Source organism: Streptococcus mitis, from assembly GCF_047465045.1.
GTDB classification, from domain to species: Bacteria; Bacillota; Bacilli; order Lactobacillales; family Streptococcaceae; genus Streptococcus; species Streptococcus mitis_DT.
In genome coordinates this window covers 1-13210 of record NZ_JASHAR010000004.1, presented here as the reverse complement: position 1 = coordinate 13210, position 13210 = coordinate 1, and the positions used below count along the sequence as shown (strand labels likewise).

Below are 13210 nucleotides of genomic sequence, written 5' to 3'. Positions count from 1 at the left end.
GTTTTCATATTCTTAAAAAAGTGATAAAATGGTAGGAAGAATTGGAGAGTAGAGATGCCGAAAGAAGTGAATTTAACAGGCGAAGAAGTTGTCGCTTTAACCAAAGAATATTTAACGGAAGAGGATGTCCATTTTGTCCATAAGGCCTTGATCTATGCGGTGGAATGCCATAGTGGTCAATATCGCAAATCAGGTGAGCCTTATATCATTCACCCTATCCAAGTAGCAGGTATCTTAGCTAAGCTCAAGCTGGATGCTGTAACGGTAGCTTGTGGTTTCTTACATGACGTGGTGGAAGATACTGATGCGACCTTGGACGATTTGGAAAGAGAGTTTGGTCCTGATGTACGCGTGATTGTCGATGGGGTTACCAAACTCGGTAAGGTTAAGTATAAATCTCATGAAGAACAGTTAGCTGAAAATCATCGCAAGATGCTCATGGCTATGTCTGAGGACATCCGTGTTATCTTGGTCAAACTGTCTGACCGCTTGCACAATATGCGTACCCTCAAACACCTGCGAAAAGACAAGCAGGAGCGTATTTCCAAAGAAACTATGGAAATCTATGCGCCACTTGCCCACCGTCTGGGGATTTCTAGCGTCAAATGGGAATTGGAAGACCTATCTTTCCGTTATCTCAACCCAACGGAGTTTTACAAGATTACCCATATGATGAAGGAAAAACGCAGAGAGCGTGAAGCCTTGGTGGATGAGGTGGTCACAAAATTAGAGGAATATACGACAGATCGTCACTTGAAAGGGAAGATTTATGGTCGTCCCAAGCATATTTACTCGATTTTCCGCAAAATGCAGGATAAGAGAAAACGGTTTGAGGAAATCTATGACCTGATTGCTATTCGTTGTATTTTGGATACCCAAAGTGATGTTTACGCCATGCTTGGTTATGTGCATGAGCTTTGGAAACCGATGCCTGGTCGGTTTAAAGACTATATCGCTAACCGCAAAGCCAATGGTTATCAGTCTATCCATACGACTGTTTATGGGCCAAAAGGGCCTATTGAGTTCCAGATTCGAACCAAGGAAATGCACGAAGTGGCTGAGTACGGGGTTGCAGCTCACTGGGCTTATAAGAAAGGCATTAAGGGGCAGGTTAACAGCAAGGAATCAGCTATTGGAATGAACTGGATCAAGGAGATGATGGAGCTCCAAGATCAGGCTGATGATGCCAAGGAATTTGTCGATTCAGTCAAGGAAAACTATCTGGCTGAGGAGATTTACGTCTTTACTCCGGACGGTGCTGTCCGTTCTCTTCCAAAAGATTCAGGACCGATTGACTTTGCTTATGAAATCCATACAAAAGTCGGTGAAAAAGCGACGGGTGCCAAGGTCAATGGCCGTATGGTTCCACTGACAACCAAGCTCAAGACAGGGGATCAGGTTGAAATTGTCACCAATCCGAATTCCTTTGGACCGAGTCGTGACTGGCTCAATATGGTCAAGACCAGCAAGGCTCGTAACAAGATTCGTCAGTTTTTTAAAAATCAAGACAAGGAATTATCTGTCAACAAGGGTCGTGAGATGTTGATGGCCCAGTTCCAAGAAAATGGCTATGTAGCCAATAAATTCATGGACAAGCGCCACATGGACCAAGTTTTGCAAAAGACCAGCTACAAGACAGAAGAATCCCTCTTTGCGGCCATCGGTTTTGGGGAAATCGGTGCGATTACCGTCTTTAACCGTCTGACTGAAAAGGAACGTCGTGAAGAAGAACGTGCCAAGGCCAAGGCTGAGGCAGAAGAACTTGTCAAAGGTGGCGAGATCAAGGTTGAAAACAAAGAAACCCTCAAGGTTAAGCATGAGGGTGGAGTAGTCATTGAAGGTGCTTCAGGTCTCCTAGTGCGGATTGCTAAGTGTTGTAATCCAGTGCCTGGTGATGATATTGTCGGCTATATTACCAAGGGTCGTGGTGTGGCTATTCACCGTGTGGACTGTATGAACCTGCGCGCCCAAGAAAACTACGAGCAACGTCTCCTTGATGTAGAGTGGGAAGATCAGTACTCTAGCTCAAATAAGGAGTATATGGCCCATATCGATATCTATGGCCTCAACCGTACAGGACTGTTGAACGATGTACTGCAAGTTCTCTCAAACACAACCAAGAATATCTCGACAGTCAACGCCCAACCAACCAAGGATATGAAATTTGCCAATATCCATGTGTCCTTCGGTATTGCTAACCTCTCGACGCTAACCACGGTTGTAGACAAGATTAAGAGTGTGCCTGAGGTTTATTCTGTCAAACGGACCAACGGCTAATGGTCTGAGTTCTTACTAGAAAGGCTATTATGAAAATCATTATCCAAAGGGTTACAAAAGCACAAGTGAGTATCGAAGGTCAGGTTCAGGGAAAAATCAATCAGGGGCTCTTATTGCTGGTTGGAGTTGGACCAGAGGACCAAGAGGAAGATTTGGACTATGCTGTGAGAAAGCTTGTCAACATGCGGATTTTTTCAGACGCAGAAGGCAAGATGAACCTGTCTGTCAAAGATATTGAAGGAGAAATCCTCTCTATTTCTCAGTTTACCCTCTTTGCAGATACCAAAAAAGGCAATCGTCCAGCCTTTACAGGTGCAGCCAAGCCTGATATGGCATCAGACTTCTATGATGTTTTCAATCAAAAATTAGCGTAAGAAGTGCCCGTTCAGACAGGCATCTTTGGAGCTGATATGCAGGTTGAGCTGGTCAATGACGGACCAGTTACCATTATCCTTGATACGAAAAATAGATAAGAAAGACCAAGCCCAGTCGGCTTGGTTTTTCTTATCTATCACAAAATACTCCAAAATGAAATGGGTTCCTGATAGGCCTTGGGGAAATCTCTTTTCAGGCTTTGGCTTATGCGGTAGGAAGGGATGAGGTGTCCTAAGATTAGGAGAGTTCCCTGAAGGAAAAGTGGCATACCACTTAAACATATCAAGGAGAGAATTATCAAGATATCCCATAGAATGATTTGTAAGGCAAAACGCCAGAATCTCGGTCTAATCTGGGAATAGAGTTGACTGAAGTGGTCACAAAGTTGGTTGGAAAGATAGGTCAATAGCACAGGATGAAAGAAAATGAGCCAACCGCTATAAATCAAAATCCAGTCCCAAGTAAGCCCCCCTTTAAATGTCAAAAGTGCAAGCATAATTCCATCAATGACAAGGAGTTGAATGGTTTTGATGGAGATGATTTTTTTCATGCTAAAACCTCCTTTTCCTTAGAGACACTTCCATAAAGAGATATGTTTGTCGTAAAAGTCTGGATAGTTTTCTCTTAGGTGGCCAGCTGTCATATAATAAAAAGTAGAATGACAAGCAGTGACGATTGGCATAAGAGTGAAAAATCGCTGAGAACTAGTAAAGGCTAAAAGGACAAAAAATAGAAAATCAATGGTGAGCACTCCTAAATAGTAGAAGCGAATCATTTTATTGATTTGAGGATAAATCTCAGCGAATTGATGTTTGAGTCGGTTGACCAAGCGAAATAGCAGGAGTAGCTGAGCAAGGAGGAAAATAAAACCAGAGAGCAAGAGCCAGTCCAAAGCTGTCTCGGGTCTAGTACTAAAAAATGCAAGTAGTAGCAAATCCATGACTGCAATTGCTGTAAAATGGATTCTAAAGAGTTTTTTCATAAGATGACCTCCCTCTTTTATCTAGCTTCATTCTACTCCAAAAGAATGGAAGTTACAAGTAAAATGATAAAAAATTTTAGTAAGGAGATTCTATTAGATTTCTTTATTTGAGTTTCCTCTTATTGTTCCACTTCTTCATCATTCCAGACAAATAAAGCTCCGATTGCATTGAGGATATAAAAGATGTATTTTCCGATATTGGCAAAATTTCCTTGAATGCCAGCCTTTGTCAGCTGAACGAAATTGTAAATCAACCAAAAGCCCCACTGAGTTGTTAGTTTTAGTGCATTTAAAGCATTGGCAATGAGGGACAATGCGAAGGCAATAGTTGTTACGTAGGCAAGGAGATTCATCTTTCCTCCATAGCCGATATAGTTTGTCACAAAGGCAAAGAGGAAGGCGATGATGGAAATGATGATGGCCGCTAATTTTAGCTGTTTTTGACTCATTTGGTTGGGTCTGCCTTCTTGCGAAGCTTCCCATTTCTTAATAGCAAAGGTATAAATGAGGAAGGTGACGGGATAGGTAATGATGGCCGCCTTATTTCCAAGGATATAATCAATAGCACCGGACAAAATGGTATTAACAATACCAAAATAATTTCCCCATTTGCTTAATTTTCCCGTAAAACGAGTGGACAACATGGAAATCCCAACGTTGGTTACGGAAATCAATCCAAAGGGTACAAGAGCTGTCCATGGTCCCCAGTCTACAAATTTATCGAGGCGGGAGTTGAGGTAACCAGATGCAATCGCAATTCCAACGACCAGAGCAACTCCAAAGAGGTCAAACCATTTAGACGTAGCAAAAATTTTGAGTGATTTTTTCATAGGTTAAGGTATCTTTCTTGTTTTTTACAAACATTCTACAACTAAATGAAAGTAAAATCAAATGATAGAAATAAAACCCTGAAAATCAAACTTTCAGGGTTGGTAGGGGACTTGAGAAATTAGTTGATTTTCTCGACATAGAGTTGTTTGGCAATGTCCATATTCACTTGTAAATCTTCATTTTTAGTGAGGATAGTGAAGGTATTGCTGAAGCCATCAAACTGCTTGACTTGGAGCGAATCTCCGATGTGAAGTGAGTGCTTGTCCAGATAATGGAGAATGTCAAAGCTATCATGCACACGAGTCAGGCGGTAGGATCCAGCTTCCTTGATATCAGCTAGTGGCAGGTTATTGATTTCAACTAGGAGTTCTCCCTTGGCAGGAATGGTTCCTCCGTGGGGGCAGGTCTTGGGGAATCCTAGTAGTTTATCCAGTCTTTCCACGAACAGGTCAGAGACAGTATGTTCCAAGACTTCAGCTTCCTCGTGAATCTGGTTACTCGTATAGTCTAAATGATGGACTAGAAAAACTTCAATCAAACGGTGCTTACGATAGAGCTCAGAGACCAGTTTGAGGCCGATGTCAGTCAGTAGATAGCCGCATTCCTTGTCCTTGAGGATGAGGTTTTCGCTCTTCATCCGTTTAATCATTTCAGTTACGGCAGGGGGAGAGACTTGCATGCGGGCAGCAATTTCCTTGTTGGTAATCTTATGCAAATCTATGCCAATTTCATAAATACACTTTAGATAATCTTCTTTATTCGGGGTCATTCGTTTCCTCTTGTCTAATATCTTTATCTAGTATATCAAAAAAAGCTAGATTTCTCTAGCTATCTGCCACAATGGCTTCTAATTTAGTTCTTTAGCAGCTGCAATTGCGGCTTCGAAGTTTGGTTCAGAGTTGATATTGTCCACGTATTCAACGTAGCGAATAGTATTGTCAGTATCGAGGACAAAAACTGCGCGTGCCAATAGGTGCCACTCATTGATTAAGAGGGCATAATCACGTCCAAAGGAATGGTCGAAATAGTCTGAGAGCATGATGGCATTTTCAATGCCTTCAGCACCACACCAACGTTTTTGGGCAAATGGTAGGTCCATAGAAACAGTCAATACGACTGTGTTGTCCAGTCCAGCCAGTTCTTCATTAAAACGACGCGTTTGAGTTGAGCAGATGCCTGTATCGATAGAAGGCACGACACTCAAGACTTTTTTCTTTCCATCAAAATCAGCCAGAGATTTTTTAGAAAGGTCTGTTGTAGTAAGTGAAAAATCAAGTGCCTTGTCGCCGACTTGTAGTTGTTTACCTGTAAAGCTCACAGGATTTCCGAGAAAAGTTACCATAGGATACTCCAATCTTTTTTCTTCCATTTTAGCTGAAACAGCCGGAATTTTCCAATGATTTGACCGGAAATGTGGGCAGAGAAAAAACGCCAGCTCATGTGAGAATGACGTTTTTCAGAGGCTTATACTCAATGAAAATCAAAGAGCAAACTAGGAAGCTAGCCACAGGCTGTACTTGAGTACGGCAAGGCGACGCTGACGTGGTTTGAATTTGATTTTCGAAGAGTATTATTTTGCCAATCCTTCAGCAATCTTGTCAAGGTTGTATTTCATCATGTTGTAGTAGCTGTCGCCTTCTTTACCTTGTTCTGCGATAGAGTCAGTAAAGATTTGTGCGTAGATTGGGATGTTTGTGTCTTGTGAAACAGTCTTCATTGGACGGTCATCCACACTTGATTCTACAAAGAGTGAAGGAACTTTTGTTTGGCGAAGTTTTTCAACCAAGGTTTTGATTTGTTCAGGAGTTCCTTCTTCTTCAGTGTTGATTTCCCAGATATAGGCACTTGGGACACCGTAGGCTTTAGAGAAGTATTTGAAGCATCCTTCGCTGGTTACAATGAGTTTTTTCTCAGCAGGGATGTTGTTAAATTTCTCTTTAGCTTCCTTATCAAGCTTGTCTAGTTTTTCAGTATATTCTTTGAGATTTTTTTCGTAGAATTCCTTATTGCTAGGGTCTTTCGCGCTCAATTGTTTTGCGATATTTTTAGCAAAGATCATACCGTTTTCAAGGTTAAGCCAAGCGTGTGGGTCTTCTTTGCCTTTTTCGTTTTGACCTTCAAGGTAGATAACATCAACGCCTTCGCTGACTGCAAAGTAGTCTTTGTTTTCAGTTTTCTTAGCATTTTCTACCAATTTTGTAAACCAAGCATTGCCACCTGTTTCAAGGTTGATACCGTTATAGAAAATCAAATCAGCTTGAGAAGTTTTCTTGACGTCTTCAGGGAGTGGTTCGTATTCGTGTGGGTCTTGGCCAACAGGAACGATACTGTGAAGATCAATCTTGTCACCAGCAATATTTTTAGTAATATCAGCGATGATTGAGTTTGTAGCAACAACTTTTAGTTTTTGACCAGAAGCTGCATCTTTTTTTCCACTTGCACATGCTACAAGAGCAATGACGGAAAGAAAGAGAACGAGTAATGTACCTAATTTTTTCATTAGATCCTCCAATTTATTGGGGTTTTGCCCCTTATTTTAACAAATGTTTATTTTTCAGTTTCAAATATCGTTGTTTTGGAGCGATAAAGAAGCTAATGAGAAAGAAACTAGCGGCTGTAAGCACGATACTAGAACCTGCCGCAACGTTAAAGCTATAGCCGATAAAGAGCCCCAAAACTGAAGCTGTCGCTCCAAATGTTGAGGAAAGGAAAATCATGCTTTTCAGGCTATTAGCATACAGATAAGCAGTTGCCGCTGGGGTAATCAGCATGGCTACAATCAGGATAGTTCCGACACTTTGCATGGCTGTCACAGACACGAGAGTTAGGAGTACCATGAGAAGGTAGTGATAGAAATTGACAGGCATTCCCATGGCTTTAGCCAAGAGTTCATCAAAGGATGTTATCAAGAGTTGCTTGAAGAAAATCCAGATTAACAAGAGAATGGCTGCCCCCACACCCATAGTAATAAACATATCCGTATCTTGGACGGCCAGGATATTACCAAAAAGAATATGGAAAAGGTCAGTTGAACTTTTAGCGACACTAATCAAGATGATACCGAGGGCTAAGAAAGAAGAAAAGGTAATGCCGATGGCGGTATCGCTTTTGATAATCGAGTTTCCCTTGATGTAGGTAATGATGATAGCAGCTAGTAGTCCGAAGACAATGGCTCCGATAAAGAAGTCAACGCCCAAGATGAAGGAGAGGGCTACACCTGGCAAGACAGCATGTGAAATGGCATCTCCCATGAGTGACATCCCGCGTAGAATGATGAAACATCCTACAGCTCCAGCTACGACCCCGACGACAATGGCTGTTATCAAGGCATTTTGTAAGAAATGGAATTTTTGTAATCCATCGATAAATTCTGCAATCATAGGTCACCTCCACTGAAAAAGAGTCGATTACCGTAAGCTTCTTTAAGATTGGCTTCGGTAAAGGTTTCTTTGGTTGGACCAAAGGCAATCACTTCTCGATTGACAAGCAAGACTTGATCGAAGTAGTGAGGAACCTTGCTGAGGTCGTGGTGGACGATGAGAACCGTCTTCCCAGCTTTTTTCAAATCTCTCAGCGTATTCATGATGATTTCCTCACTGACAGAATCAATCCCAACAAAGGGTTCATCCAAGAGGATATAATCGGCTTCCTGCACCAAACATCTGGCAATCAAAACCCGCTGGAATTGACCTCCAGACAGTTGACTGATTTGCCGTTCAGCATAGTCAGCTAGGCCGACGATTTCAAGGGCTTCCTCTACTTTTCTCCAATGTTTAGAGTTTAAACTATGAAAGAGTGGGATAGAGGGAAATAGTCCTAGCGAGACGCATTCCTTGACCTTGATGGGAAAGTTGTAGTCGATATTGATTTTTTGTTCGACATAGGCAATTCGGTGTAAGGATTTTTTAACTTCCTTGTTATCGAGAAATGCCTGACCTTGATGTGGGATAATTCCCAGCATCCCTTTTAATAATGTTGATTTTCCAGCACCGTTTGGGCCAATGATACCTGTAATTGTCGGTCCATGGAGCACTAGTGAAATATCCTTAAGTGCCGACGTTTCCTTGTAGGAGACACTGAGGTTTTCGATACGTATCATAAACTTATATTCCTCCTGTCTCTTAATATACATTAAAAAAAAAATTAAGTCAAGTTAATTTTTGAAAAAATTAAAATAATAACTGAAAAATGATGGAAAAGGAAAGTTCATTTTTAATTGCATTCCCAAGCAATTTTTGTTAAGCTAGCAATAACTTAAAAAAATGAAAGCGAGAACAAGATGACACGTTATCAAGATGATTTTTATGATGCAATCAATGGAGAATGGCAACAGACAGCTGAAATCCCAGCAGATAAGTCTCAAACAGGAGGTTTTGTTGATTTAGACCAGGAAATTGAAGACTTGATGTTGGTGACAACAGACAAGTGGTTGGCAGGTGAAGAGGTGCCTGAGGATGCTATCTTGGTAAACTTTGTCAAATACCACCGCCTAGTTCGTGATTTTGACAAGAGAGAAGCTGACGGTATCACACCTGTCTTACCACTCCTTAAAGAATTCCAAGAATTAGAGACTTTTGCGGATTTTACAGCTAGACTAGCAGAGTTTGAACTTGCAGGAAAACCTAACTTCCTTCCTTTTGGTGTATCGCCAGACTTTATGGATGCCAGAATCAACGTTTTATGGGCAAGTGCTCCAGGAACGATCTTGCCTGACACAACCTACTATGCAGAAGACCATCCACAGCGCGAGGAATTATTGAACCTTTGGAAAGAAAGTACTGCTAATCTCCTCAAAGCCTATAACTTCTCAGATGAAGAAATCGAAGATCTTTTAGAGAAACGATTGGAGTTGGACCGCCGTATCGCAGCAGTCGTACTTTCAAACGAAGAGAGTTCAGAATATGCTAAACTTTACCATCCATATTCTTATGAAGATTTCAAAAAGTTTGCTCCTGCACTTCCTTTAGATGATTTCTTCCAAGCAGTGATTGGACAAACTCCAGACAAGGTTATCGTTGATGAAGAACGTTTCTGGCAAGCAGCTGAGCAATTCTATAGTGAAGAAGCTTGGCCTTTGCTCAAGGCAAGCTTGATCTTGAGTGTGGTCAATCTTTCAACCAGCTATTTAACGGAAGAAATCCGTGTCTTGTCTGGTGCCTATAGCCGTGCGCTTTCTGGAGTTCCAGAAGCCAAAGACAAGGTCAAGGCAGCCTACCAGCTAGCACAAGGTCCATTCAAACAAGCCTTGGGTCTCTGGTATGCCCATGAAAAATTCTCTCCAGAAGCTAAGGCAGACGTGGAGAAAAAAGTGGCAACTATGATTGATGTCTATAAGGAACGTTTGGCTAAAAATGACTGGCTGACTCCAGAAACTCGTGACAAGGCCATCGTCAAACTCAATGTTATCAAGCCTTATATCGGTTACCCAGAAGAATTACCAGAACGCTACAAGGACAAGGTAGTGGATGAGACTGCTAGTCTTTTTGACAATGCTCTAGCCTTTGCGCGTGTGGAAATCAAACACAGTTGGAGCAAGTGGAATCAGTCTGTAGACTACAAAGAATGGGGCATGCCTGCTCATATGGTCAACGCCTACTACAATCCACAGAAGAACCTGATTGTCTTCCCAGCGGCTATTTTACAAGCACCTTTCTATGACTTGCATCAGTCATCTTCTGCTAACTACGGTGGTATTGGGGCAGTTATTGCCCATGAAATTTCCCACGCCTTTGATACCAACGGAGCTTCCTTTGATGAAAATGGTAGCCTCAAGGATTGGTGGACAGAGAGCGACTATGCTGCCTTCAAGGAGAAAACACAAAAAGTTATTGACCAATTTGATGGACAAGATTCTTATGGAGCAACCATCAACGGTAAATTGACTGTATCAGAAAACGTGGCTGACTTGGGAGGAATCGCTGCAGCGCTTGAAGCTGCCAAGAGAGAACCAGATTTCTCGGCAGAAGAATTCTTCTACAACTTCGGTCGCATCTGGCGCATGAAAGGTCGCCCAGAATTTATGAAACTTTTGGCTAGCGTCGATGTGCACGCGCCAGCCAAACTCCGTGTCAATGTACAAGTACCAAACTTCGATGATTTCTTTACAACCTATGATGTCAAAGAAGGAGACGGTATGTGGCGTTCGCCAGAAGAGCGCGTGATTATTTGGTAATGAATGGTATTTACCAAATGAAATACTAAAATCCGTAAATCTGTATAAGATGGGTTAAAGAGGTTAACATGAAGAAATTTTTAATGGTGCTTTCAGCTATTCTTACTGTTTTTGTTTTAGCATCTTGTGGTGCAAACAAAAAAGAGGAAAAAATAGAACCTTCGGCAACACAATCGTCTTCTACAAAAGAGGAACAGAAGGAAACCTCTACGAAGTCAGAGAGCCAAACTAGTACGAGCTCTTCAATGGCAACGCCGTCAACAACAATGGAAACGAAAAGTGAAGCAGGAAAAGATTTGTACGAGGGTGTAATAGAGCGGTACAATCACTATCAGGCTCTTTTAAGTAGTGGTGACCGAGAATCCTTGTATGAAAAGTTGAAACAGAACAAGATTTTTTCTGAAGAGTATGGCTATATCTTTACACTAAGCACCTATGATAAACCAGCTAGTTTCCATTATGTGTTTGCTGATTTAAATAATGATGGTCAGGATGAATTGATTATTGGAGATAAAAAATATATAGGGGCCATTTACTATTTAGAGAATAAAAAACCAAAGTTGCTTCATACGGCTTATGTAGCTTCTGCAGGTGGTTTTCGTTCCAGTTTAGTTATTTATGAAAACGGTCAAGTCAGATATGCAGACTGGCAGTCAACACGACCAGAAATGAACTTAAGTCTGTATGCTTTTGATAAAGACGGAGTACAGAAGATTAAAGAAGGTATATTTCAAATTGGTAGTGATCAAAAGCCAGAGCAAATCTTAGAGATTTCTTCTAATGAACTTGATTTAGCTAAATTTGATTGGAAAGAATTTGAGCCAGTCAACTAGTATTTGATGAAATTTAAAACTAAGCTAGATTCTAAAGTCACAAAATAGCAGTACACAAAAACCAAGGATAAAAATTCCTTGGTTTTTTGCTTACTAGAAAAAAGGATTGAAGGTCTTTTCGTGAGCAATAGTAGTAGCTGGACCATGTCCTGGATAGACATCGTAGTTTGGTAGAGTGAAGAGTTGAGTCTGGATACTATGGAGGAGTTGTTCTATGCTACCAGTTGGAAGATCCGTCCGTCCGATTGTTTCACGGAACAGAGCATCACCTGTCAAGACCAAATGAGCTTGCGGAAAGACGATAGAAACACCGCCGATAGAGTGCCCTGGTGTTGGCAAGACAGTAAAACGAAATTCCTCTAGTTGGTATTCTTCGTCAAAGATAAAAGTGTGTTCTGCAGGTTTTGCGACCACATCTGCCATATCATCGTGGCGGGGAAGCCCAGAGAGATTATCGACAGGAGTATAGAGCCAGCTAGCTTCGCTCTCTGCGATATAGACAGGAGGGTTGCTAAAAGTCTCACGAACCAAGTCCAGGCTCATGATATGGTCATAATGGGCGTGGGTCAAGAGAATAGCACAGATTGGTTTGTTGATCTTCTCGATGGTCTGACGAATGGCTTCCCAATGGCTACCAGGATCGACAACGATGAGGTGTTTTTCGCCTTCTAGGTAATAGGTATTTTCATAGGCAACAGGATTCACGGTTTTATGGATTTTCATACTAGCTCCAATCTTAAAGAATGTACTAATACTCTTCGAAAATCTCTTCAAACCGCGTCAACTTTATTTGCAACCTCAAAGCAGTGCTTTGAGCAGCCTACGGCTAGCTTCCTAGTTTGCTCTTTGATTTTCATTGAGTATAAATTAAGTATAGCACAGTTGGGGAGAATAAAGTGGATAGAAAGTCCTTCTTTGAGAAATTGGATAACCTTATAGATGGTCTACTTTGATCTTCCAAGAGCTTTTATACCTTATTTGTAGTGAACCTCTATCATTACGAGTTCATTTGTGGTAAGATGTGTATAAGTCATTTATGTTAGTTCCTTTCAGAAAAATGAGGTAGTTTATCTGAACTTAACATAGATGGCTTTTTCTGTCTAGCTTAATTTTACAAATTTGGAATTGAAAAAACTTCACCCTTGAGTTTATTTAATGAAGAATATACGTTATCATTCAGATGGCTTAGAAGGGTGTGAATTCGATACAGCTACTGATAAAACATATAAAATTATATACTGTAATGATTTATATTATATATAATTTAAAGATTTCCTAAGAGAGATATTCTAGATTACCGCTTCGTAGAGACTAAGAAACTTCCAAATGGCGACACAGTTCATGTTTATGAAAAAATTATTCCTTCTGTGAAACCAGAGCTTGCGAAACCATCAAAACTAGCTAAGGAATTTCCTAATACTGGTACAGAAGATCACTCTAGCCTAGCAGCTCTTGGACTTCTTGGAGTATTGAGCGGATTTGGTCTTGTGGCACGCAAGAAAAAAGAAGACTAATGTTTTAATCATTAAAGATTAAACAAAGGAATTCAATTTCATAAATGAAAAGAACCTAAGACAAAATAGTTCTCAGCCACAAAAAAGCTAGAGATTTCCAATAGCGGAACTCTAGCTTTTTAATTTTGAGTCGTTCTCTTATTGTATTTTAGGAGGTTATTGGCCATAAGTACCAATCCCATGTCAATTCTCACTTGACGCTTCCCTCTCAGATTCCATCTCTTGT

13 protein-coding genes and 2 pseudogenes are annotated in these 13210 nt (G+C 41.0%); 6 read left to right on the top strand and 9 right to left on the bottom strand.

Annotated features, from left to right (window positions below):
• The first annotated feature begins 54 nt into the window (after nt 1-54).
• Together QM409_RS03610 and dtd are read left to right on the top strand one after the other, a co-directional pair.
• Entirely contained in the window at nt 55-2277 is a 2223-nt protein-coding gene (locus QM409_RS03610) for a RelA/SpoT family protein (RefSeq protein WP_414305366.1), read from the top strand.
• A gap of 29 nt (nt 2278-2306) precedes the next feature.
• Nucleotides 2307-2750, top strand: a pseudogene (dtd, locus tag QM409_RS03605) (D-aminoacyl-tRNA deacylase).
• A gap of 38 nt (nt 2751-2788) precedes the next feature.
• Here the strand turns inward: dtd and QM409_RS03600 are convergent.
• From QM409_RS03600 to QM409_RS03565, 8 genes are all read right to left on the bottom strand, one after another.
• A complete protein-coding gene (locus tag QM409_RS03600) occupies nt 2789-3202 on the bottom strand; it encodes a hypothetical protein (protein ID WP_414305367.1) in 414 nt (137 codons plus the stop codon).
• A gap of 18 nt (nt 3203-3220) precedes the next feature.
• Nucleotides 3221-3634 (bottom strand): hypothetical protein, encoded by a 414-nt coding sequence (locus tag QM409_RS03595; protein WP_414305368.1) that lies wholly within the window; start codon nt 3632-3634, stop codon nt 3221-3223.
• A gap of 119 nt (nt 3635-3753) precedes the next feature.
• On the bottom strand, nt 3754-4464 hold the full coding sequence (locus QM409_RS03590) for a nicotinamide mononucleotide transporter (protein ID WP_000749111.1): 711 nt from the start codon (nt 4462-4464) through the stop codon (nt 3754-3756).
• Between the two features lie 119 nt (nt 4465-4583).
• A complete protein-coding gene (locus tag QM409_RS03585) occupies nt 4584-5234 on the bottom strand; it encodes a metal-dependent transcriptional regulator (RefSeq protein WP_414305704.1) in 651 nt (216 codons plus the stop codon).
• 78 nt (nt 5235-5312) lie between these two features.
• The gene (gene tpx, locus QM409_RS03580; RefSeq protein ID WP_033682328.1) at nt 5313-5807 is read right to left on the bottom strand and encodes a thiol peroxidase; all 495 of its coding nucleotides are present in this window, start codon (nt 5805-5807) and stop codon (nt 5313-5315) included.
• Nucleotides 5808-6035: 228 nt separating this feature from the next.
• Nucleotides 6036-6965: a metal ABC transporter substrate-binding lipoprotein/adhesin PsaA gene (gene psaA / locus QM409_RS03575; RefSeq protein ID WP_101782553.1), complete on the bottom strand. Its 930-nt coding sequence runs from the start codon at nt 6963-6965 to the stop codon at nt 6036-6038.
• A 31-nt stretch (nt 6966-6996) separates the two neighbouring features.
• Nucleotides 6997-7845, bottom strand: a complete 849-nt coding sequence (locus QM409_RS03570; protein ID WP_000559790.1) for a metal ABC transporter permease — start codon at nt 7843-7845, stop codon at nt 6997-6999.
• Complete coding sequence (locus QM409_RS03565) at nt 7842-8564, bottom strand: metal ABC transporter ATP-binding protein (protein ID WP_414305703.1); 723 nt, start codon at nt 8562-8564, stop codon at nt 7842-7844. The genes QM409_RS03570 and QM409_RS03565 overlap by 4 nt, the downstream gene beginning before the upstream one ends.
• A gap of 180 nt (nt 8565-8744) precedes the next feature.
• Here QM409_RS03565 and pepO point away from each other — a divergent pair, with 180 nt between their 5' ends.
• Nucleotides 8745-10637: an endopeptidase PepO gene (gene pepO / locus QM409_RS03560; RefSeq protein WP_414305702.1), complete on the top strand. Its 1893-nt coding sequence runs from the start codon at nt 8745-8747 to the stop codon at nt 10635-10637.
• A 68-nt stretch (nt 10638-10705) separates the two neighbouring features.
• Nucleotides 10706-11470 carry a lipoprotein gene (locus QM409_RS03555; protein ID WP_414305701.1) on the top strand — a complete coding sequence of 255 codons (765 nt, stop codon included), beginning with the start codon at nt 10706-10708 and terminating at the stop codon, nt 11468-11470.
• Between the two features lie 93 nt (nt 11471-11563).
• Here QM409_RS03555 and QM409_RS03550 read toward each other — a convergent pair whose 3' ends face one another.
• Nucleotides 11564-12193, bottom strand: a complete 630-nt coding sequence (locus QM409_RS03550; protein ID WP_414305700.1) for an MBL fold metallo-hydrolase — start codon at nt 12191-12193, stop codon at nt 11564-11566.
• A 563-nt stretch (nt 12194-12756) separates the two neighbouring features.
• On the opposite strand from QM409_RS03550, the pseudogene QM409_RS03545 reads away from it, so the two are divergent.
• Both QM409_RS03545 and QM409_RS03540 read left to right on the top strand, forming a co-directional pair.
• Nucleotides 12757-12816: pseudogene (locus QM409_RS03545) on the top strand (hypothetical protein); the annotation flags it as partial.
• 21 nt (nt 12817-12837) lie between these two features.
• A complete protein-coding gene (locus QM409_RS03540; RefSeq protein ID WP_414305699.1) occupies nt 12838-12984 on the top strand; it encodes an LPXTG cell wall anchor domain-containing protein in 147 nt (48 codons plus the stop codon).
• Nucleotides 12985-13210: the final 226 nt, after the last annotated feature.